General features: G+C 55.3%; 18 protein-coding genes. 10 read left to right on the top strand and 8 right to left on the bottom strand.

The annotated features are described in order from the left end of the window. Positions 1 to 279 precede the first annotated feature (279 nt). The gene (locus HUU46_07775; GenBank protein ID NUM53526.1) at positions 280 to 1,293 is read right to left on the bottom strand and encodes an extracellular solute-binding protein; all 1,014 of its coding nucleotides are present in this window, start codon (positions 1,291 to 1,293) and stop codon (positions 280 to 282) included. 591 nt (positions 1,294 to 1,884) lie between these two features. Next, entirely contained in the window at positions 1,885 to 2,079 is a 195-nt protein-coding gene (locus tag HUU46_07770; GenBank protein ID NUM53525.1) for a hypothetical protein, read from the bottom strand. Between the two features lie 105 nt (positions 2,080 to 2,184). On the opposite strand from HUU46_07770, the gene HUU46_07765 reads away from it, so the two are divergent. The 4 genes from HUU46_07765 (at position 2,185) to HUU46_07750 (ending at position 5,488) form a co-directional block, all read left to right on the top strand. Further along, positions 2,185 to 2,466, top strand: a complete 282-nt coding sequence (locus tag HUU46_07765) for a multiubiquitin domain-containing protein (protein ID NUM53524.1) — start codon at positions 2,185 to 2,187, stop codon at positions 2,464 to 2,466. A 2-nt stretch (positions 2,467 to 2,468) separates the two neighbouring features. After that, the gene (locus HUU46_07760) at positions 2,469 to 2,855 is read left to right on the top strand and encodes a hypothetical protein (protein ID NUM53523.1); all 387 of its coding nucleotides are present in this window, start codon (positions 2,469 to 2,471) and stop codon (positions 2,853 to 2,855) included. A gap of 182 nt (positions 2,856 to 3,037) precedes the next feature. Beyond that, the gene (locus HUU46_07755; protein ID NUM53522.1) at positions 3,038 to 4,234 is read left to right on the top strand and encodes a ThiF family adenylyltransferase; all 1,197 of its coding nucleotides are present in this window, start codon (positions 3,038 to 3,040) and stop codon (positions 4,232 to 4,234) included. Positions 4,235 to 4,576: 342 nt separating this feature from the next. Beyond that, the gene (locus HUU46_07750) at positions 4,577 to 5,488 is read left to right on the top strand and encodes a hypothetical protein (GenBank protein NUM53521.1); all 912 of its coding nucleotides are present in this window, start codon (positions 4,577 to 4,579) and stop codon (positions 5,486 to 5,488) included. 152 nt (positions 5,489 to 5,640) lie between these two features. On the opposite strand, the gene HUU46_07745 is transcribed toward HUU46_07750, so the two are convergent. From HUU46_07745 to HUU46_07720, 6 genes are read right to left on the bottom strand one after another with little or no spacing between them, the layout of a single operon-like run. Beyond that, positions 5,641 to 6,696: a thymidylate synthase gene (locus HUU46_07745; GenBank protein ID NUM53520.1), complete on the bottom strand. Its 1,056-nt coding sequence runs from the start codon at positions 6,694 to 6,696 to the stop codon at positions 5,641 to 5,643. Continuing rightward, a complete protein-coding gene (locus HUU46_07740) occupies positions 6,653 to 8,344 on the bottom strand; it encodes a hypothetical protein (protein ID NUM53519.1) in 1,692 nt (563 codons plus the stop codon). The genes HUU46_07745 and HUU46_07740 overlap by 44 nt, the downstream gene beginning before the upstream one ends. Beyond that, positions 8,341 to 9,207, bottom strand: a complete 867-nt coding sequence (locus HUU46_07735) for a thymidylate synthase (GenBank protein NUM53518.1) — start codon at positions 9,205 to 9,207, stop codon at positions 8,341 to 8,343. The genes HUU46_07740 and HUU46_07735 overlap by 4 nt, the downstream gene beginning before the upstream one ends. Then, on the bottom strand, positions 9,197 to 10,060 hold the full coding sequence (locus tag HUU46_07730) for an ImmA/IrrE family metallo-endopeptidase (protein NUM53517.1): 864 nt from the start codon (positions 10,058 to 10,060) through the stop codon (positions 9,197 to 9,199). The genes HUU46_07735 and HUU46_07730 overlap by 11 nt, the downstream gene beginning before the upstream one ends. Then, the gene (locus HUU46_07725) at positions 10,057 to 10,398 is read right to left on the bottom strand and encodes a helix-turn-helix transcriptional regulator (GenBank protein NUM53516.1); all 342 of its coding nucleotides are present in this window, start codon (positions 10,396 to 10,398) and stop codon (positions 10,057 to 10,059) included. Before HUU46_07725 ends, HUU46_07730 begins: the two co-directional genes overlap by 4 nt. Then, entirely contained in the window at positions 10,391 to 10,690 is a 300-nt protein-coding gene (locus tag HUU46_07720; protein ID NUM53515.1) for a hypothetical protein, read from the bottom strand. The genes HUU46_07725 and HUU46_07720 overlap by 8 nt, the downstream gene beginning before the upstream one ends. Before the next feature lie 317 nt (positions 10,691 to 11,007). Between HUU46_07720 and HUU46_07715 the strand changes: the two genes are divergently transcribed. Genes HUU46_07715 through HUU46_07690 form a run of 6 tightly spaced genes read left to right on the top strand, consistent with a single transcriptional unit; the run spans position 11,008 to position 20,877 of the window. Continuing rightward, the gene (locus HUU46_07715; protein ID NUM53514.1) at positions 11,008 to 11,691 is read left to right on the top strand and encodes a hypothetical protein; all 684 of its coding nucleotides are present in this window, start codon (positions 11,008 to 11,010) and stop codon (positions 11,689 to 11,691) included. An 11-nt stretch (positions 11,692 to 11,702) separates the two neighbouring features. Continuing rightward, positions 11,703 to 12,266: a DUF1788 domain-containing protein gene (locus tag HUU46_07710; GenBank protein ID NUM53513.1), complete on the top strand. Its 564-nt coding sequence runs from the start codon at positions 11,703 to 11,705 to the stop codon at positions 12,264 to 12,266. Further along, entirely contained in the window at positions 12,263 to 15,712 is a 3,450-nt protein-coding gene (gene brxC / locus HUU46_07705; GenBank protein NUM53512.1) for a BREX system P-loop protein BrxC, read from the top strand. Before HUU46_07710 ends, brxC begins: the two co-directional genes overlap by 4 nt. Before the next feature lie 10 nt (positions 15,713 to 15,722). Beyond that, positions 15,723 to 16,502, top strand: a complete 780-nt coding sequence (locus HUU46_07700; GenBank protein NUM53511.1) for a hypothetical protein — start codon at positions 15,723 to 15,725, stop codon at positions 16,500 to 16,502. Between the two features lie 8 nt (positions 16,503 to 16,510). Next, a complete protein-coding gene (locus HUU46_07695; GenBank protein ID NUM53510.1) occupies positions 16,511 to 20,032 on the top strand; it encodes an SAM-dependent methyltransferase in 3,522 nt (1,173 codons plus the stop codon). After that, positions 20,029 to 20,877 (top strand): hypothetical protein, encoded by an 849-nt coding sequence (locus tag HUU46_07690; protein ID NUM53509.1) that lies wholly within the window; start codon positions 20,029 to 20,031, stop codon positions 20,875 to 20,877. The genes HUU46_07695 and HUU46_07690 overlap by 4 nt, the downstream gene beginning before the upstream one ends. The last annotated feature ends 49 nt before the right edge of the window (positions 20,878 to 20,926 follow it).

Genomic DNA, 20,926 nt, shown 5'->3' with positions numbered 1-20,926 from the left:
ATTGTTGGTAGTCCCGGAACCATAAAGGGGCCGATTCTACGAGTCGATAAAGAAATGCTGCTACAACGACTGGAGCAACTATTAGTGGCAAGAAGTGTATTAGCCATACCAACACCCACACCCACCTGTGTAATGCGGTCAGATGAGCGCGATTGAGGCCAATGACATCCAACATAGCAGTAGCGGTTACGGTTGCAATTATTGATGAAATCGCAAGCGCTGGAGCGCAGGATAGCAAGTAGTTCCATGTTGGACCAAGAGTATCCATGCTTCACGATCTTATTGTTTGCTTCGCCAAAGTCTCCATCGGTCGGCGATCCATGTGTAGTTCTCACTCCAGAAGCGGTCATCAAGCGAGATTGCTTCCGGGTTCTTCTGGCTTCCTGCTGTCAAATAATGAGATGCGGCCCTATCGTTGTTCGGCAATGCGTCGACTACAGGGACCAAATAACCTTGTTTCTTGGAAAAGTTGGCGGCGCTTGGTACGCGATCTTTTTGAAACAGGCTAACAAGAATTTTTTCGGCTGCAGCGGCATGTGGTGCATTCTTAGGGATTACCCACCAGTCCGTACTGACGAGTGCTTCTGCTGAAGAAAGACGAAGTACACAATCCTCTGGGTCTTTACTTGGATCAGGACAAAGTTCCGTATGGGCGGAGTACACTCTGCCAGACCATGCGCCTGCTAACGCCATACGCCCGCTCGTCAACCCGCGTTGCAGTTCGTCTCCTTGCTTCCACCAGACAATATTTCTAATGGTCAGCAATTGATCTAGACGTGCAAACGCCTCCTCGACTGCCGATTGAACGTCAGCCGGGCGAAGATCGGACTGATACAATGAGCTTTCTGGTGACTTACCCAAAGACAAAAGTGCCACCTCAATGTTTCCAATCGGGAAATCCCTCAGGCCACACGATCCTGGGTACTTTTCCGAATCCCAGAGGGCTGGCCATGCGAGCTTCGCACCTTTGCTAGCTGGTATTTGGTCTTCTCGATAGGCGAGTACGTATCCATATTGAAGCACGGGTATTGCGTAGCCATCTTGAAGCGTAGCTTTGACTGCGCCAGATAATTCTGGCTCAATGCTCTCGAGTCTTTGATATGCGAAATTCAGTTTATGGAAGAGCTTGGAGCGGTCTATATCCACGACGAACTGGGACTCTACGTGTACAATGTCCCAAGAATTCACTCCTTGTTCAATCCTAGCCTTTAGGGCACCGTAATCGCCGTCCCAAGACTCCGATTCGACGTCGACCTTAACGGCTTTTGCTGACGGTAGAACCCACGATTCCATCAAGTCTTGCTGAAATTGTCCTCCCCATGAGACCACTCGAACCGGCCCCGCGGCTTCCGTACTGTGACCGCCCTCATTGCCACACCCAGACGCAAAAACGATCGCTGTGCAAACGAAAGCGATGATAATCTTTAGATTGTGAAGTAGTTTGGGCAACTCGGAAGGAAATCCTGTCGGGGGTCTAGCTTGTGCGCACATAATAGAAACCTCCATCCTCGGATCACCATGCCGCTACTGGAGCATACCAACTCATCATTTTTAGCATTTTAGTCCTTGCTCTTTCAAACTGTGTTCGAGGCCGAGTGAAATTGGAGTCCTTTATGCGCCTTTGAAGAAGTGTGGTACATGGGACGCGATTGCTCATCTGTTGGGACGTATGATTGGGTTATGACCCCAACGAGCGAAGCAAGCTGAGGCGTTGTGTGGAAGGAGCGTTCAACGCTCCCGTGGTCCCCCTGTTACTCAAGTTGATACTCGCCGTCTTCGCCTTCGGGCCACTTTGCGCGACCTGTTGGGTGCTACCAAAAGTCGTGGTCCGAAAAGGAAACTGGCTTAAAGGATGGACAATCGAGCCGTCCGCAGGAGCGTATCTTAGCTGCCCGGCCTGAGCAAGCGCTGTGCCTTCGCAAGACGATCTCTCAGGCTGTCTTGAAACGCCGACTCCTTCGTCTTGCTCTCAATATGCTCGTTGATCGCTGTCCGGATCACTTCCGACAGGGGCAAGGACTCCACGCTGGCCACAATTTCCAACGCCTCGGCCTGCTCCACGGAGAGCCGGATGCTCATGGTTTTCACTGGCTTCATAATCAGATTATGCACCAAGTAACCGCGCTTGTCAAGAGCGGAGGTTCTGTGGTATATTGGTATCAAGAAACCAAAGGAGGCTTGCCAATGAGCAACGCAGAAGGTACCAAACCAGGCCATCCCGGGGGTCCGCCGCCAGGTCACGAGTACCACATCCAGATTGATCGAGTGCACTACAAGGTGACGGACGAGACCATGACCGGTTTGCAGCTCCGGCAGGTGCCACCGGCACAGATCGGCCCCGACCGCGACTTGTTCGAGGTCGTGCCTGGAGGCACAGACCGAAAGATCGGTGACGCTGACGTGGTAGAGATTCGAGATGGAAAGCGATTCTTTACCGCACCGGCGCAGATCAACCCGGGGAAGTAGGCGTGCTGCCGGCGAATGATGCGACAGGCCTGACTGAGCGGGGAATCACGTACACTGTCTCGACGGAGGCGAATATGACGTGTGTCGTATTGTCGGGGTACCGGCTGCCTCCGGGCTATGACCGCGAGCAGGCAGACCTACTTCTTCGGTTGAACCCCGGCTTCCCGGATGTCCAACCGGACATGTGGTGGTTCGATCCGGCAATCCGACTCAAGGATGGTCGCGCAGTGAAAGCCACCGATGTGACGGAGCACCATCTCGGTCGAACTTGGCAGCGATGGTCGCGGCATTTCGACGCCGGACAATGGCGCAGTGGGACAGACTCGCTGGAGAGTTACTTGGCACTAATCGGCAGGGAGCTTGAGCGTTGCGTGCAGCATCCCAACTAGCCACTCTAGTTTTACCTCAATCGCTCGCGTACGAGCTGGACACGGCGGCGCGCCTACCAGTCGAAACGGCGGGTCTCCTGTTCGCGAGCGTCGTGTGCTCCAAAACTGGTGCCGTGCGAGTGTTGGGACGTGGCATCCGTTGGATTGACGAGTCGTACTACGCCCGACGTGGCGTGGACCACATGACGATCGCATCAGAGGGCTACGTGCGCTTTCTTGGGGAGGCCGAAAGACTCGGGGCAGTGCCGATCTGGGTGCACACACATCCGGGCGAAGACTCGTGGCCCAAAGCGAGTCGATGGGATAATGAAGTGGACAAGCAAATAGCCGATCTGTTCAGGCTTCGATCAGGCACCGAATACTACAGCATGCTAATCGTGTCGCCGCGGCCACGATGCTTCACATTCACGGGCTATTTGCAATCGGAGAGCGGAAACCCGGTTCCATTCGGGCGGGCGTGGATTGTCGGTGATCGAATTGCGTCCGTTCGTGCTTTCGATTTTCCGGCTCCCCCTCTACACGCGGCGTTCGATCGAAACGTCCGTGCCTTCGGCGGTGGCATTCAACAAACTCTTGCAGACCTCTGCGTGGGTATCGTCGGCTGCGGGGGAACCGGCTCTGCTGTCGCGGAGCAGCTCGTACGCCTCGGAGTTAGGGATTTCGTGCTCTGCGATCCGGACCAACTCTCCGCAAGTAACGTGACACGTGTCTTCGGATCATTTCCGACCGATATCGGCAGGGACAAGGTCGACGTCGTGGCAGCACAGCTCGCACGGATCGCACCGGAAGCAGAAATCCGGGCGAACAAATCGATGATTACTTCAGAAGAAACGGCCCGAGAATTGTGCGAGTGCGACATCGTCTTTGGCTGTACAGATGATAACGCAGGCCGTCTGGTGTTATCTCGGCTGGCAACATATTTCCTGACACCGGTTATCGATTGCGGAGTGCTACTGTCGAGTGGTGCCGGTGGGCAATTGTTAGGAATCGATGGGCGCGTGACAACGCTAGTGCCCGGGCAGGCTTGCCTCGTATGTCGCGGCAGGATTGACACCAAGAGGGCTGGCACGGAATTGATGACGCCGGGAGAACGGAAACGGCTGGAGGAGGAGGGCTACGCGCCAGCGCTGGGCAGAGTTGAACCGGCCGTAGTGACATTCACTACCTTGGTGGCAGCAACGGCGGTCAGCGAGCTCTTGGAGCGATTAGTGGGATACGGGCCGGAGCCACGTCCGAGCGAGATACTGTTGCGATGCCATGACCGCGAGATTTCAACGAACCTACAGGAGCCGGGACCTCGACACTACTGTCACCCCGACTCGGGGAAGCTCGGGCTGGGCGTAACCACACCATTCCTGGAGCAAACATGGCCGCAGTGAACCGAATCCGATGGTGGGAATGGTGGATTCCCTTTCGCCCCTGGCGGATCGTGGCTGTTGTGGAAGCCGCGGACGAGATTCCCTCAAAATTGCCCACCAGAGGAGCCATTTTTGTGGGAACAAGCGAACGGCCAAAATGGATCGCTTTTGATTGTCCCTGCAAGAGCGGTCATCGGATTATGATTACACTCGATCCCGGTCACCGACCGCATTGGAGTATCGTACCAGGCGACCGGTTGACGCTTTCGCCGAGCGTGGACTACCACGGTAACGGGCGGCGATGTCACTATTTCGTTCGTCACGGGTCGGTGGAATGGGTGAAAGACAGTTACGGAGGCCATCATGGAAAATGGCGTTGAACATGAAGGCGACACTATGGCAATTCAAACGGAGGATGTAACTCTGTCGCCGCTCAAGACACCGATGTACAAGGCGATGCACGCCGAACGCTATCAGCGGCAGGCTCAGATCGGCCAACTTCAGAAGGAATCCGGAAGTCACCTTATCTGCTACGTTTCTAGCGGTGCACGCATTACACGTGATGACACGCTGGGAGTAGTGGAGCTTCTCCACAACATCAAACCGAACAGCGATATTGATTTCCTGTTGCACACTGGTGGTGGCGACATCGATGCCGCCGAAAAGCTGATGTCTATTGTGCGAAACACGGTGGGCACCGGGCGACTCCGCGTCATTGTTCCGGACTTCGCGAAGAGTGCCGGGACACTGATGGCGTTGGCGGCTGACACTATCGTGATGAGCGACTCCTCGGAACTCGGTCCCATAGATCCACAAATCACGCTCGGGGATGGGCGTGGGAACGCGATTCAACACTCAGTGATGAGCTACCTGGACGCATACGAGGCGCATTCGGACGCACTGCGCAAAGATCCAAACGATGTCGTGGCCCAGGTCATGTTGAACAAGCTAGATCCTGCAACGGTCAAAGTGTTCCAGGCTGCACGGAATCGGGCACAGAAACTTGCCAATGAGCATCTTAATCGGTGGATGTTCCACGAGAAAAAAGCCGACTATACGAAGATTGCTTCCGCACTGATGGACAACACTCGATGGCTTGCCCACGGGCAAATGATTGGATACCAAACGGCGCAAGAACTGGAATTGGTTGTGGAGTACTTGCCCCCGGACAATCCGACTTGGCGCGGCTACTGGCAGCTCTATTGCCACCAACGCTTGGCGATCAAAGACGGGCAAAAGCTCTTTGAGTCTGACTACGCCAGCCTATGTATGTGAGAACGATCGCGGCCTGAAGCTCACGGTCATCAGGTCTTGCCCAGCTGGGCGTCGGCGAAGAAAACGCACATATGGTCTGATCCGAAAAACCTAGCGGAAGGGTTACTTACAATGTCCTTCACAAACAAGCTCTTGTGAGTTCGCTTTTGAGTTTACTTGTGCTGAGGTTCACGGTGATGTTTCGTCGCAATGCGCTGGCACCACGTGTCGAACATATGAACAAATAGAGGGTTCTTGCAGCTTCGCATTATGGCTTCGGCTATCTCGATTCTCGCACGCCTCCGTGCTCCTTCCGCGCAGAGGACGCAAAGCAGGTTCCTATAGGCGGTAGGAAGCCCAGAAGATTCCGCTACTTTCAGTAGATTGTCCACGGATGCTTCGCTTGAAGTCACGAGGTCCATTTGTGAGGACAATTCTTGGAATACGCGATCGGATTCATTTTTGGGCAGTCGTAAGTCGTCAGTATTCTTTTCGTTAGTACCTGCAGGGACCGACTGAATGGAATTCGCATCGTGTTCGTAAACGTGCAGACTGTCACTAATCTGGTGATAGGAGGCTACGTCAATTCCCAGCCATCCAGCGACAACCTCTTGCAGGGAAGTAAACTGGATTAGGTTGTGCGGCAATCCGAGAAACATGTCGTTGCTTCGAATAATCTGGGTCCACTCCAACCGACCGGAACGAATTTTTAGCAGAGATACAATGTTGCACGGAATATCCATATCCGCAGGCTCACCGGAGTCCTGCGGTAGGTCTATGGCACCATCCCAGACTTCAAGGACTACCTGTCGGTTCTCTGGGTTTGCCTGCAATGCGCGATAAGCTCGGTCCAATTGATCGATCCCTTTATGTTTTCTCAGGCGATGTCCATACGCCCCGTGATACGTCTGACCACAACCCGCGTACTTCGCGTACTGGGAGTTGAAGTAGTTTATCGGTGCGGAATCATTTCTTCCCGATAGAATCCAAATGACCTCCGCAATGGCAAAAGCAGGGTTGAGTGCGGGTAGTCTTGACGACATCCAGCGCTGCCGTGGGGCGGAAAGGGATATGGCCGCGTGCAAAATCTCCTGCGTATTGCCGTAGCGGCTTGCTTGTGTTTGAGACTCGCCACGTTGAAAAGTTTCGACTAACTGTCCCCAAAGATCATTGGCCGTCTCGGCGTTAAATGTCGTGAACATCATGCCCCCCGCGCTGAACCTTTTCATTCAATTCCCATTTTGGGGGGTACCAAAACTGAAGTGGCTCCGTGTTCTCGCGATACACTTGCTTAATTCTTGTGCGCCCGGAGATCCCGTGAATGTCCGGATGTTTCACCCGGGCGTATTTATCCACTTCGCAAAACAGGTTCTGACAGTCAATGAGCTGAAGTGGACGTCCCCAAAGGGACTGAAATCCAAGTCCAAGCCGCTCAAATTCTTGCTGCTGCCGGTCGGCGACGGCCCGTATGATTTCATTTTCTGTGAGTCCGCCAAGGCTGCTGAAACACTTCCTTATGCCGTCTCGCGCTCCTGGGCCGGCGACGACGAATTCCATTTCGCTGAAGTTAGTGACGGTACTGTAATTGACATCGGTTACGAATTGATAGGCGAGAAAGTCTCCAATGCTTGGATAGCTGCGAAGAAGGTCGAACGCTTTACCCATCGAGGGTGCATCCCGCAATTGCGTGGGAAGTTCGTCTGCAATCATTTTTTCGATCAACCGTAAGTGCATGCGATGTTTTTTGCTCTCCCGATTCGTGCTTGTACCTGATGGCATTATGTACGCTGCGGAATAGATTCTCTGGCCTCGAGACATCGCGGCGGTCAAGAGCTCTTCAAGTCGATCGTAAGCGTACGTCTCAAGGGAGACTGTGCCGAGATTCTTAGTGAGTAGTTCCCAGGTTTCAATCTTGTTAAATATCTTGAAGAGCAGAATCCGGAAGACGACATCGTCTGGTGCGGGGTCACCTTCATAGATGACGTGTCTTATCAAATATTGGCTAACACGGTCGGACGCACGATATGCGTTTGTAAATTTGTGCTGCTGAAGGATGGTGTCATCGGTCCAAGGACGCGAGGCTCCACGGAGTCGGCGGAAGAAGATTGCTTGCCTTTCGCACGCGAACTTCCAGTATGTATCGTACACAGGCGTTGGTTTCGCTGGCGCCAGAGGCAAGTAAACGTGCGGCACCCTCAAGATCTTACCGTCTGGTACAGGAGCATCATTGGAGCGGGTTCTTTGCCGATGCCTCTGACAGAATCCGTGGTCTGTTAATATCCCTGTCAATTGAAGCTGGGGATGCTCGATCGTGTCGTCATTACGGACCATATGTACTGGGTACTCAGAAGCCTCTTGCGCAGCTAGCGACTGGTACTCGCGCACAAGACCCTCCCAGAAAGACGATTTCTCATCTCGAAGCGGACTCGAGCGTTGAATCAGAAATGTAGCATTTGGCTTCAGTTTTTCCAGATAAAGCTTCTCAAGGGAAATCATCAATTCAAGAGCTTCGGCAGAAACGCCATTCGCCCGACCATATACCCAAGTTGACCACCAGAAACGGTCCAAGATCACTACGCGACCCTGTGAGAGTGCAGGACGAATGCGTGTCTCAATGGCGTCAATGTGTGCAGCTATGTGCAGGGTCTGGAGGCTGACCGGATTAATCTGCGCGATTCCAAATGATGATGGCGTGTAGTGGAGTTCGTAAACGTGTTTTCCAAGGGTACCCGCTTCGCGACCAGGAAAGGACAGAAGGTCACACTGTTCGCCTCTAGCTCGTAGATGCTCCGCAGCCCAAGCTGCAAGGGTACTCTTTCCAACGCCATCTGGCCCTTCGAAGACCAGCAGAGCACCGCGCGATCTCGACCTATTCATGAGATCTGCCCTCGCACCACATCGGATTGAGCGGCAACCTCCGGCAATGGCTCAAGTGTGCAATCCTTGACGACGGCGGCCAGATTGCGAAGACCGTGCTTCGTAATGTCGCTACCGATTTCGGGCTGTCCGACATAACAAGTCAGACGACGCAGCTTCAGTCCCATTTCATGGGCCATGAATTTACCCAAGTGACACAGCCCCAGGTAGTTTCCGTACGCCCTGTCGAATATATACTGGGTGGGGTAGTAGGCATTGACGGCGAGGCCATCTTCGTCGTCGTAAGAAAAACTAACCTGTTGTAGACACGGGAAACCTGCGAGCGCGGATCCAGTAAGATCCTTTATTGGGTCCCAGCAGGCAATTTGAAGTGCGGAACGTCGCGTTCGACGGTTCTTCGAACGATCCCTCATCCATACCTGGATAATGTGCTCCAACTGGTTCTTGGGTTTCGGCACGTAGCCATTACCTTCTTTCTTGGAGCCTTGATAGGCGATCATTCTCTCAAAATACGTTCCGTGGCTGTTTCGAGAATCACGTGCCTTGAGCCGAGGGAGGACCTGGGTCATGTACGCTTTGTAGAAACTGTCCCGGTCCGTGAATTTGTTCATTGCCCATAGTCGATGGGGAAAAATCGTGAATGCCGTGACATCACAGGCGAATTTTCCATGTGACTTCAGGGTATGATCGAGCTCTTCGCGAATGCGAGTAGTCTCTACGGGTGTACCTTCATTGAATTCGCTTATGGAGACGATGAGCGGCGCTAATTGTCTCGGGCTCCTGCTCATGACGTGGAGGAATGCGCGCCCCCAGGCAGTCGAGAGATTGGCTGCTTCAATCACGATCGGAACATCAGTCGACATCGGAATCCTCCAAATGTCGGTAAATGCTTCGGCCGCAGAACTCTCGGCGTGAAATCCGCACAAACGCGGACCATGTGCCATCAGCCGTCGCAATGCGCGTAATCCCTGGATTCAGTGCCTCCAAAAGGACCTCGGAATCCAGTGCAGTCACCACCGCAAGTTGTGCGCAATCGGAAGTGATTGGACCTGGCACTAGCACCTTCTCTCCGACTTGAAGGTCAATCGGGACTGTATTCCATGCTCTATCTGCAATGATCAGGTGGTCGGGGGTATCCGTTCCGATGGTCGCTCGTCGAATCTGTTTTGGCGTCTTCTTCATCAGCGCTTCGGCTTGCGCCTTGGAGATCAAATGCAATGTCCGCCACATGTGGCGAAGGATGGTCTCATAACCTACGCCCAATTGGCATGCGAGGATATAGGCTTGGTGCACGGCCAGGTGGTGAGCATCCCATTCTCGCTGACTGAGAGCTGCAATCACTGCCCACTTCGGCATGAGCAAATGCGACGCGAAGAGATCCGCTAATTGCTCTTCGCGAGGGCTATTGCAGTCGGCTTCTCCAACGGTCAATTCATCGATCCTGTCGCCATGCCCGAAATACCAGTGACCGAGCTCGTGGGCGCATGTAAATGCGCGGCGTCCTGGTGGCCTCAACGACGGAACCAAAATGGTGTTTGACGTCTTGGCAAACATGCCCCCAAGGGAATTCACCGCGACAAACTTGACCTCGACACCCAAGGATTCGGCCAAGTCGTAGACACATACCGGATTTGAGACGGCGACATCGCCCTTCCGGCGCACGTCGAGGGCAGCCCGAAGCGCTTCTCTTCCTAGAGCTATCGTCTCGTTCATCATGTGCCTCGGTCTGACTTCCGCAAGGTGCGTAGAAGTTGGAGAACTCGATCCAAGTCCTCTTTCTTAAGCTTCGTGAGTTCGCGGGCGGCGAGTTCAACGGCCGGGTCGGGTACCTCGGATTCGTTCTTCGCCAGCCAAGAAACGCTCACGTCGTAGATCGTGGAGAACTGAGCCAGCTCGTCTACCGAGACCTTACGTCGTCCGGCTTCGATTTCGGAGATTGACGGTCTCTGTAGACCGAGGATTTTTGCGACCTGGCCTTGCGATAAACCAGCTTGCTCGCGGGCAAGCCGAAGTCGCTGGGCGAGCGTGGATTGCGTTGATTCCTCATTAGGCATGTGATTTTTCCTGCTGCCTCACTAATATCTGGAAAAGGCAGGTTACGATCTCACCGACGCACCGCACTCGAGGCGGTGGACCGTCGTCAACGAACGGATTCAGATTCGTTGGGATGTTGAATTTGAGTTTGTCGCAGATGGTCGCTGCGATCAGTACGCCGTCTAGGCTATCCAGGCCTAAATGAACAACGGGGTCGGTTTGGTCCGTAATCGGCGTATTGGCATTGTCAGTCAGCATCTCGCGAACCGATTCAACGACGCAGTCACGAATATCTTGCTTAGTTAGGCTCATCTTTCCGATCTCCATCTTACTTCCGGTAAGAAAAACTTACCATATCCAAGGCTGTCTGTCAAGGGGGCAGCGCAGTAAGTCGCGCGCACGCCAGCAAGAACTATTCTGTCGGCCAACTTGCCGACAGAAGTGAGAGGCTCTTGACAGCCTTCGTCAAATGTAGTAGACTTTTGTGTCGGCAAACTTGCCGACGAATATTTGGAGATATTAAGTCAATGTCAGTAACTACTCTGATCCCACCCGGCGTGGACGTTGCCGCAGCGACGGCGGCCGGTTTCCGTTTTGGAGAAAAAGGAACGCACGCTACGCGCACGATGATGTTGGAGGAACTCCAACTCGTATTGTCTGCAGTTCCCGCTTCCGCAGATCGCAACGAATACGCGAGCGCGATCATCGATGACAATTACGCTGCGAAGCAGACAGTCTCTACTCGAAGGCACACAAACCAGCGCCTCGGCGAGCTCTACGCGCTTGACCCGGCTGTCGCACTTTTCCGTGTCCTGCGGCGGCTATGGGAGCAGGATGCGAGCGCTAGGCCATTGTTGGCGCTCCTCTCTTCTCTGGCCCGTGACCCGCTCTTCGCCGCAACGGTCGAGGCAATCGTTCCATTGGATCCGGGAGCCGAATTCCTCCGGGAGCCGATGCGCGCGGCTATTCGCGCGCTAGCCGGCGATCGGCTTAATGACAGCACGCTCGACAAGGTCGTTCGTAACGCCGCCAGTTCCTGGACGCAGAGCGGGCATCTTGAAGGCAGGGCGTTGAAGCGGCGCCGCCGGGTGAATGCTACCCCCGCTAGTGTGGTATTTGCCCTGTATCTTGCCTATAAGATCGGATTCCGAGGAATGGATCTATTCTCATCGGGTTGGGTAGCAACGCTCGATTGCAGTGCCGCATTGGCCCAAAAGCTTGCACTCGAAGCTAAACGCTTCGGGCTTATCGATATTCGCATGGCGGCGGACGTAGTCGAAATCAGTTTCGACAGGCTTGAGCAGCCTCTGTAGGGAGATAGCTAATGTCGCGCATCGAGGAATTGGCTGAGCATTACGCGAAGCACATTGCCACGCCGTGGCAACGGACCGTGGCCGGCGCCCAACGCGTCATCATGATTGTCTACGACAAGGAACTCGAACGGACACTTCGTGCGAGGAAGATGGCCTTCGAGACGGCGACTCGTCAGGCCGGCCACGAATGGATTGAGATCGACGTATCCAACGCCTTCTCCCAATGGATGGCCGATGATGATTACCGCGATGCGTATTTCGAGTCCCCAGACGATTTACAGATCAAGCTCGATGCAGAGTTTCCTGAATTCCTTGCCAAATCTCTACGTAAGACACTTTCGCGACCTGAAGCGAACGAGCGCTCCGTAGTCGCGGTCTTCGGCCTCGGCGCGCTCTTCGGGTTCACGCGCGTCTCCGAAGTACTCAAGCTCATCGAAGGCGATATCCGTGGTCGTCTCGTCCTGTTCTTCCCTGGCCAACTGGACGGCAACAACTACCGCCTACTCGATGCTCGCGACGGATGGAACTACCTGGCCGTGCCGATTAGCCAGCATGGAGAAGGAGCATGGATATGAAGATTAAGGATGTCCTGCAGCGCGACCCGGCGGCACATGGACTGGTCAACCAAGGTCAGGCTCGCATTGTCGATGCCCGCAACGAACGCGCTATGGACGAACTGCGGGGTGAGCTTTCGACATTTGTCTGCGAGGGGCAATACGCCGACGGCATCCAACGGATTATCCGCTCCTACTTAGACGATCTCACCCGCACTAGCCAAAAAGGCGCGTGGGTCAGCGGCTTCTTCGGCAGCGGCAAATCGCACGTTCTAAAGATGCTCTGTCATCTCTGGCAGGACACCGTGTTTTCGGATGGCGCCACGGCGCGAAGTCTGGTACCCGTTATGCCGGACGATTTGAAAGCGCTGCTCCGAGAACTCGACACGGCCGGTAAGCGCGCGGGCGGCCTACTTGCAGCTGCTGGCGCTCTTCCGAGTGGCACAACAGAGAACGTGAGATTGACCATTCTCGGAATTCTGCTCCAGGCAATCGGTCTTCCCGCGCAGTATCCCCAGGCCCAGTTCTGCCTTTGGCTTCACGCACAGGGCTACTACAAGCGCGTCAAAGCCGACGTCGAAGCCGCCGGGAAAGTCTTCGAAAGCGAACTCAACAATCTCTACGTGAGCCCATTTATCGCGAAGGCGGTCGTCGCCTGCGACGCGAACTTCGCCAGCAATGAGGCCGAGGCGCGCAAGACACTGAGGGCCCAGTTCCCGCCACAGCCCACGGATATCAGTACAGAAGAGTTCTTGCGCGTCGCGAAAGCTGCATTATTGCTTGCCGGCCGCGATGGACGCATGCCGTGCACTGTCCTTGTCCTCGACGAGGTACAACAATTCATCGGCGACTCCACCGACCGGTCCGTGCTGGTCACGGAAATGGCCGAGGCCGTGTCGAAACAACTCGACAGTCACGTGATGGTTGTGGCCGCGGGTCAGAGCGCACTCACGGACCAGGTCCTGCTCCAAAAAATGTTAGATCGTTTCACTATCCGGGTCCCGCTTTCTGACGCCGAAGTCGAGACGGTTACGCGCAAGGTGTTGCTTCAGAAGAAGCCTTCCGCCTTGACGGATGTCCGAAAAGTGCTCGACGACCATGCTGGCGAGGTGTCGCGCCAGCTCCAGGGAACACGCATCGCCGAACGTACTGAGGACCACAAAGTCATCGTCGAAGACTACCCGCTGCTCCCCGTTCGTCGCCGTTTCTGGGAACAGTGCTTCCGGCAAATCGACGCTGCAGGTACGCACAGCCAACTTCGCTCACAGCTTCGCATCATCCACGACGCCGTTGCGAAGTTGTCGGACAAACCTCTCGGTTCCGTGGTACCAGCAGATGAGCTCTATGAAGCCCTCGCGCCAGAAATGATCAACACCGGCGTGCTTCTGCGCGAAATAAACGAGCGCATCATCCAATTGGGCGAGACCGATGGCAAACTGGCGCGGCGGGTATGTGGCCTTGTCTTTCTAGTCGGTAAAGTGCGCCGTGAAGACGCGGCGGACATTGGCGTGCGCGCATCGAAAGAGCACATTGCGGACTTGCTCGTCGAGGACCTTACTGCGGATAACGGAAAGCTGCGCGCGGACGTTGAACACATTCTTGAGAAGCTGGCTGCTGACGGCGCGCTGCTTAAGGTCGGCGACGAATTTCGCCTCCAAACACGCGAAGGCAGCGAATGGGACCAGGAATTCCGCAATCGGCAGACCAAACTGCGCAATGACACGGCATCGATTCAGTTCAAGCACGATCAATTGCTTTATGCCGAACTCGACAAGGCCGTTCGTTCCATCAAACTGCTCCAGGGTGACGCCAAGGAAGCGCGCACACTAGCCGTGCATCGCGATCAGACCCCGCCCCCTGGCGACGGCCAGACTATCCCAGTCTGGATTCGCGATGGGTGGTCCGCGAAAGAGAAGGAACACGTGGACGCCGCCCGGACCGCGGGCGCGGACAGCCCAACCATATTCGTCTTCGTGCCGAGACAGTCCGCAGACGACCTGCGGCGCCTTATCGTCGAGGCGGCCACCGCACAGGAAACACTCGACGCCAAAGGCAGTCCCACTTCCGATGAGGGCCAGGAAGCACGCCAGAGCATGGAGAGCCGCCGGGCCCGCGCTGTTGCGGAGCGCGACCGGCTCATTCAAGCAGTGGTTGCTAACGCGAAAGTGTTCCAAGGCGGCGGCAACGAAGTCTTCAGCGTCGAACTGGTGGATAAACTGCGCGATGCTGCCAATTCTAGCTTGATTCGTCTCTTTCCCCGCTTCAAGGAGGCCGACTCAAAAGCGTGGGCCTCGGTCATTAAGCGTGCGCGAGACGGCGCGGAGCACCCGTTCCAGCCGACCGGCCACACCGATGCCACGGAAAAACATCCGGTCTGTCAGCAAGTCCTCGCAGCGATCGGATCGGGGAGCATTGGAAGTGACATTCGCAAGCAGTTGAGGTGCAGTCCTTATGGCTGGCCGCAGGACGCCATCGACGCGGCACTCATCGCGCTCCACCGCGCCCAACATCTCAATGCCGTGTTGAACGGCGCGCCCGTACCGCCGGGGCAGTTGGATCAGAACAAAATCTCAAAGGCAGAGTTCCGCGTCGAGCAAGCGACCTTGTCCGTGCAGGATCGCCTAGTACTGCGCAAGCTTTATCAGTTGGCCGGTATCGCATGCAAGAGCGGTGAGGAGGCCGCAAAGGCGTCGGAGTTCTTGAAGCAGCTCATCAAACTCGCCGCGGACGCCGGAGGCGAACCGCCTCTCCCACCGATAACTGGCCTGGCAGAGCTAGAGGATTTGGAGCGCCTCGTCGGCAACGAGCAGCTCGTCGCAATTAAGGACAAGCACGCTCACTTCGAACAACGCATCAAAGAGTGGACAGCGTTGCGCAACCTGGCGGAGCAGCGACTACCATCCTGGCGGCTTACGGTAGCTCTTACTGCTCATGCCATTTCTGTGGAGGGTGCAAAGCCTGTACTGGACCAACTGGAAGCGTTTTTGTTGCAGCGTTTGTTACTCGACAGCACAGATCATCTCTCCCCGATAAGGAAACAACTGGCCGATCTATTGCGCGCCGAAGTGAATCGTCTTTTCGAGATCAATGCCAAATCGTATGAGCAAGGTATTGCCTCCCTGAATTCAAGCGCAACGTGGACACAGCTCGCAGAATCCGAGCGCGACTCCATCCTCTCCGATGTCGGCTTGACAGCACCCATTCAACCGACGGTAGGCACGGACGAAGACCTAAGTAAAGACCTGATGTCTTCAATACTCCCGGCAAGGCGAGCCGCGATCGATGCCATACCCGGGCGAGTGAGTCAGGCCTTACAGCGCGCGGCCAAACTTGTGGAGCCCCAGGTTCAAACGGTCCGCGTTGATCGAATCACACTGCGCACTGAGGAAGACGTAGATGGCTGGTGCAAAAAGCAAAAGCATCGAATAATCGAGGCTCTGACAAAAGGTCCGGTATTGATCGACTGAGGAATTCGGAATGTTCGGCTTCATGAATAGCAATCTTGCGCGATTCGCAGACTGGGCTTTCCCTCTTGTCATGCGCGGTGACGTGCTTGTCCGGATTGTCGAAGCGGATATTCAGATTCCCAAGTCGGTCAAGGATGCTTTCAAGACTTGGGCGGTATCATCACGCACGTGCTACGAAGAAATCCGCCATCAAGTCCAGACCGAGTATGGACTCCCCGAATTGGAGGCGCTTCGCGTCGAATCGTGCGCCAACATCATTCAGGGGCACTGGCAGAGTGCCGTATGCCTTACCAACATCTTGCTCGAAGCGTTTCTCAAGCTCGCGCTCATCTATTCGAACACCGATGACCCAGACGAAAAGGCGCAGCCCTTAAGCCGTCTCGTCGGCAGCTTATCAGCCCCTGTCGAGAAGTACATGCAGATGGACCTTAACGGCACCATCAATGCAGCGAGAAAAGTAGGCCTTATCGACAAGCGCACCAAGAAGGATTTGCACACATTTCGTGAAAGGTTTCGCAACGCCTTCTTTCACGCCGATATGCAGGCAATGTTCGGCGATGAAACAACGCCCGTAACGGGTCTTGATTTCGGGACACAGGACATCGAGCACAGTGATGTGGCAATCCGTGCCCTCCCGCTGTTACTGGGTGAGGCGCTTTGGCAGACTGCGGAAGCAAATGCGATCACCTATTTCAAAATCGTAGACGCGCTCATTCGCGAGACCTTGCCAAAAGTCTTTCCGCATCTGAACGCTGAGCAACCGGAAGCCCCGGGCGTAGAAGGAGAGTAAGGGCCCCTATGGCAAGTTTGGACAGAACACTTCGGCGGCAACTGGAAAACACAGTGAAGCAGGCACGTCGCGTGGCCGAGGCGGGGGCCCGGAAGGCCATCGAGTCGCTCGCGGTGCATCATCATGAGCCGCATTCGAGCATGACATCCACGCAGCGGACGTTGCGAAACCGCTTGCGCGCGCACGGCCGGCAACTGGGCGACCACCGGGATGAGCGACGGGGTACGCAGTCCATCGACCGATCGGTCGGCGAGTGCGCGTATGAACATTGGCACCGCATGCTGTTCGCCCGCTTTCTTGCGGAGAACGATTTGCTCATCGAGCCTGAGCATGGTGTGCCCATTTCGTTGGACGATTGCCGGGAACTTGCGCGCGAACAAAGACGAGACTGGCTTGAACTGGCCAGCGCCTATGCGGTCCGAATGCTGCCGCAAATTTTCCGGCCCGACGATCCAGTGCTCGAAGTCAACTTGCCGCCTGAGACTCGATCGGAACTCGAGGATCTGCTGAAGGCATTGCCGCGAGATGTCTTTCTCGCCGATGACAGTCTCGGATGGGTCTATCAATTTTGGCAGGCGGAACAGAAGGACGCGGTCAACAAATCGGAAAAGAAAATTGGTGCCGACGAATTGCCTGCCGTTACGCAACTCTTCACCGAAGACTATATGGTCGAGTTTCTGCTGCACAACACGCTTGGCGCGTGGTGGGCAGGCAAGGTGCTAGCGGCGAATCCGGACCTGGCGAAAACCGCCAAGGATGAAGACGAACTTCGTGCTGCCTGTGCCGTCGGCGATATCACGTGGACGTATCTCCGCTTCGTTCGTGAGGATGGAAAGCCCTGGCGACCAGCCGCGGGTGTGTTTCCTCACTGGCCCAAGACGGCGGCGGAACTTCGCGTTCTCGATCCCTGCTGCGGTTCGGGCCATTTCCTTGTCTTCGCCCTTCCGATTCTTGTCGCGATGCGCATGGAGGAAGGGAACCTCTCACTGCGCGACGCCTGCGACGCTGTGCTTCGCGTGAACCTCTTCGGACTGGAACTGGATTCCCGCTGTACGCAGATTGCCGCATTCAATCTGGCCCTTGCTGCATGGAAGGCTACTGGATATCACTCTTTGCCGCCGCTCCAAATTGCCTGTTCAGGTCTCTCCGTCGGCGCGAGCAAGGAGGCCTGGCTGAAGCTTGCCAAGGGATCGCCCAAAGCTGAAGGAGGACTCAGTCGCCTCTATGAAACCTTTCGGCAGGCGCCCGCTCTCGGGAGCCTCATTGAACCACGCGCAGGGGACGTAGAGGCGGGTTTGTTCGAAGCAACCTATGATGAGTTACGGCCGTTGCTCGACGAGGCGCTGGCCAACGCAGGAATGAATGATGAAATACGAGAGGCGGGCGTGGCAGCGCAAGGACTCATGGATGCCGTTCGGCTCTTGGCGACCTCTTACACTCTCGTTATAACTAATGTCCCATTCCTTGGATTTCGGGAGATGGCGATCCGACTGGTCGAGTTTGTAAGCAAGTTCTACCCATCAGAAAAGGGCGATCTTGGATACTGCCTGTGGGCTCGGTCACTCCAGTTCCCGTCGCCCGGTGGCAGCGTAGCTGTGATTACACTCCAGCATTGGCTATCTCTCAAGTCATATTCTCGGTTCAGGCTTAGGCTCTTATCCGAAAACTCGCTCCCTCTAGTTGCGCACCTCGGTACAGGAGCTTTTGAAACGATCTCCGGGGCAAAAGTGAATGTCACGCTATCTGTGACGTCAACAACGGGGGACGGTTCGGAATCCGTGATGACACTGATCGATGCGGCAAACGCCGCATCAATTGAAGAAAAACGAGCGCACCTGATATCTGCGAAGGGCTTACAAATAAACCAGGCTGATCAATTAGCCAATCCAGACCATGTGATCTCCTTTGCAATAACGGAAGCGAATCGGCGCCTGTCCGAATACGCAAAAACTCTCGCCGGAATCATGAACGGAGATTCCCCTCGCTTTATCCGCAATTGGTGGGAAATCTGCATTGAAAGTTCAGACTGGGTATATCTTCAGTCGACTGGCTCCGCAAGCTCCCCAATTAGCGGGCTACATAGTGCAATATTCTTCGATGAGAAGAACGGTCACCTTCGTGAGGAAAAGGATATACGGCGGATCAAACTGCACAACGCGGACGAGCGAGGCAATCTGGTGTGGGGAAGGGAAGGCGTTGCGGTCAGTCAAATGGACGCTATCTTCCCGACGCGGTATTTTGGAAACAAGTACGATTCAAATATAGCAACGCTAGTACCCAACGACCCCAAGCAAGTATCAGCGCTCTGGGCTTATTGCGCTTCAGGCGAGCTTGGTGCTGCTGTTCGAGCAATAGATAGAAAGGTGAATGTTACCAACGCCACTTTCGGAAAAGTTCCCTTCGACCTCGATTATTGGCAGCGCGTGGTAACCGCGCAGTACCCCTACGGCCTTCCAGAACCCTACTCCGACGATCCGACGCAGTGGGTATTCCACGGTCACCCCAGCGGCAGCGTGATCTGGAACGAGTTGATTAAACGTCTGGAAATTGCATCGATGCCACGCGCAGACACGACCGTGTTTCAGGTGGCGGTGGCGCGATTACTAGGTTACCGGTGGCCGGCGGAACTGGACACCGAAATGCGTTTGTCGGACGAGTCGCATACGGTGATGGCGCGTTGCGCGGAGTTGCACCGCTTCGCGGACACAGACGGAATCGTTTGTATGAGTCCCATCCACAAGGAGCCGCCCGCCGCGCAGCGGCTGACCGAACTTCTCGCGGCCGCCTACGGAGAGCACTGGTCCGCTGCGCGCCTGAACGAACTCTTGGCCGCCGCTGACTGCAAAGGCAAGACCCTCGACGATTGGATGCGGGACAAGTTCTTCGACCAACACTGCACCTTGTTCCATCAACGCCCCTTCATCTGGCACATGTCGGACGGCATGCGAGACGGCTTCAATGCACTCGTGAATTATCACAAACTCGCTGCACCAAACGGCGAGGGCCGCCGTACGCTGGAAAAACTCATCTACACCTACGTTGGCGACTGGATTACGCAACAGCGCCGGGAACAGCATGCCGGTGCGGAAGGGGCCGACGCCCGCCTCGCCGCCGCGATGCATCTGCAGGATGAACTCAAGAAGATCCTCGAAGGCGAGCCGCCCTACGACCTCTTCGTCCGCTGGAAGCCGTTGCACGAACAACCCATCGGCTGGGACCCGGACATCAACGACGGCGTCCGGCTGAATATCCGCCCCTTCATGACCGCGCGCCCATTGAATGCCCGCGCGAAGAACGCTTGCATCCTCCGCGCGACCCCAAAAATCAAATGGGACAAAGACCGCGGCAAAGAACCTGAACGCCCGAAAGACGACTACCCCTGGTTCTGGGGCTGGGACGAAAAGACCCAAGACTTTGTCGGTAAACCAGGGATGAAGGAACCCGACGGCAACCGCTGGAACGATTTGCACTACACCAACGCCTTCAAGAGGGCCGCGCGCGAGCGGAAGTCACAAGGGACATCGTCATGAGTGAGCAGCAAAGCCAGAATGAGAAGTCAGTTCATACGGATTTGCCTGAGAATCTGAGGCCTGTTTACGACGATTTATTGCTCGATTTCCGAGTCGCGTGCCATAGGAATCAAGGCCTCGCTTTAGCCTGCGACGCTATCGTGGCCGACTTAGTAAGAGCTGGATGGCGATGCGTCGATCGTTCGGACAAATCTTGGGAGAAGGAAAGAGAGTTTCAGAAGTCACTGTGGGATCTGGATGGGATCCCAAAGGACCTTGATGAGCTTTTTTACGAAATGGAGCCATGGGAGAAAGTAGCCTCCGGATATCGTCGTGCGGCGGAAATTCTCTGCGATGCGCTCGCCGGAAGTCGGCCTCGGAGCACGGTCCTCCTCTTTCCAACGCTATTCTGCTACCGCCATTTCCTCGAATTAAGCATAAAGGGCCTACTTCAATTGAACGCGCAGCTACCTGCGACCAATCGTGTCAAGCCTCCGATGGGCCACATTCTTGAAAACCTTAGGTCGACTTTGGAGGCCGAGCTTTCTGCAGACGTGAAATCCACAACCGTCTGGGAGAACGCGAAGGTTGTGGACGGAGTACAGGTTGCAGGGAAACAGGTAGGGAATGTGAACGATGACTTGCTTCTCTTGAAGGATTGGTGCGATCGATTTGCCAGTGCTGATCGGGAATCGGATCGTTTCAGGTATCCGGTAGACAAAGATCACGCCCCATACGACTTCCCGCATTTGCAGCAATTGTTGGGCTGTAAAGATGTCGATGAACTGAAGTCCGGGATGGCGAAGCTCAGTAAAGCGATACATAACATTTCGATGGCGATTGCCGGGGAAATCGAATTCGGATGAGCACGGAGTTAATTGTCAATCAAGGAACGATATTCGACGGCGTGCGTCA

It is taken from the genome of Candidatus Hydrogenedentota bacterium (assembly GCA_013359265.1).
In the GTDB taxonomy this organism is placed as follows: Bacteria; Hydrogenedentota; Hydrogenedentia; order Hydrogenedentales; family SLHB01; genus JABWCD01.
The sequence above is the reverse complement of the archived record's forward strand: the minus strand, read 5'-3'. Positions and strand labels throughout refer to the sequence as shown.

Bases quoted from the DNA above. Each gene is read 5' to 3' on its own strand.
- HUU46_07775 (NUM53526.1), bottom strand. From the start codon at position 1,293: ATGGAATCGTGGGTTCTACCGTCAGCAAAAGCCGTTAAGGTCGACGTC.
- HUU46_07770 (NUM53525.1), bottom strand. From the start codon at position 2,079: ATGAGCATCCGGCTCTCCGTGGAGCAGGCCGAGGCGTTGGAAATTGTG.
- HUU46_07765 (NUM53524.1), top strand. From the start codon at position 2,185: ATGAGCAACGCAGAAGGTACCAAACCAGGCCATCCCGGGGGTCCGCCG.
- HUU46_07755 (NUM53522.1), top strand. From the start codon at position 3,038: ATGACGATCGCATCAGAGGGCTACGTGCGCTTTCTTGGGGAGGCCGAA.
- HUU46_07750 (NUM53521.1), top strand. From the start codon at position 4,577: ATGGAAAATGGCGTTGAACATGAAGGCGACACTATGGCAATTCAAACG.
- HUU46_07745 (NUM53520.1), bottom strand. From the start codon at position 6,696: ATGAAAAGGTTCAGCGCGGGGGGCATGATGTTCACGACATTTAACGCC.
- HUU46_07740 (NUM53519.1), bottom strand. From the start codon at position 8,344: ATGAATAGGTCGAGATCGCGCGGTGCTCTGCTGGTCTTCGAAGGGCCA.
- HUU46_07735 (NUM53518.1), bottom strand. From the start codon at position 9,207: ATGTCGACTGATGTTCCGATCGTGATTGAAGCAGCCAATCTCTCGACT.
- HUU46_07730 (NUM53517.1), bottom strand. From the start codon at position 10,060: ATGATGAACGAGACGATAGCTCTAGGAAGAGAAGCGCTTCGGGCTGCC.
- HUU46_07725 (NUM53516.1), bottom strand. From the start codon at position 10,398: ATGCCTAATGAGGAATCAACGCAATCCACGCTCGCCCAGCGACTTCGG.
- HUU46_07720 (NUM53515.1), bottom strand. From the start codon at position 10,690: ATGAGCCTAACTAAGCAAGATATTCGTGACTGCGTCGTTGAATCGGTT.
- HUU46_07715 (NUM53514.1), top strand. From the start codon at position 11,008: ATGTTGGAGGAACTCCAACTCGTATTGTCTGCAGTTCCCGCTTCCGCA.
- HUU46_07710 (NUM53513.1), top strand. From the start codon at position 11,703: ATGTCGCGCATCGAGGAATTGGCTGAGCATTACGCGAAGCACATTGCC.
- brxC (NUM53512.1), top strand. From the start codon at position 12,263: ATGAAGATTAAGGATGTCCTGCAGCGCGACCCGGCGGCACATGGACTG.
- HUU46_07700 (NUM53511.1), top strand. From the start codon at position 15,723: ATGTTCGGCTTCATGAATAGCAATCTTGCGCGATTCGCAGACTGGGCT.
- HUU46_07695 (NUM53510.1), top strand. From the start codon at position 16,511: ATGGCAAGTTTGGACAGAACACTTCGGCGGCAACTGGAAAACACAGTG.
- HUU46_07690 (NUM53509.1), top strand. From the start codon at position 20,029: ATGAGTGAGCAGCAAAGCCAGAATGAGAAGTCAGTTCATACGGATTTG.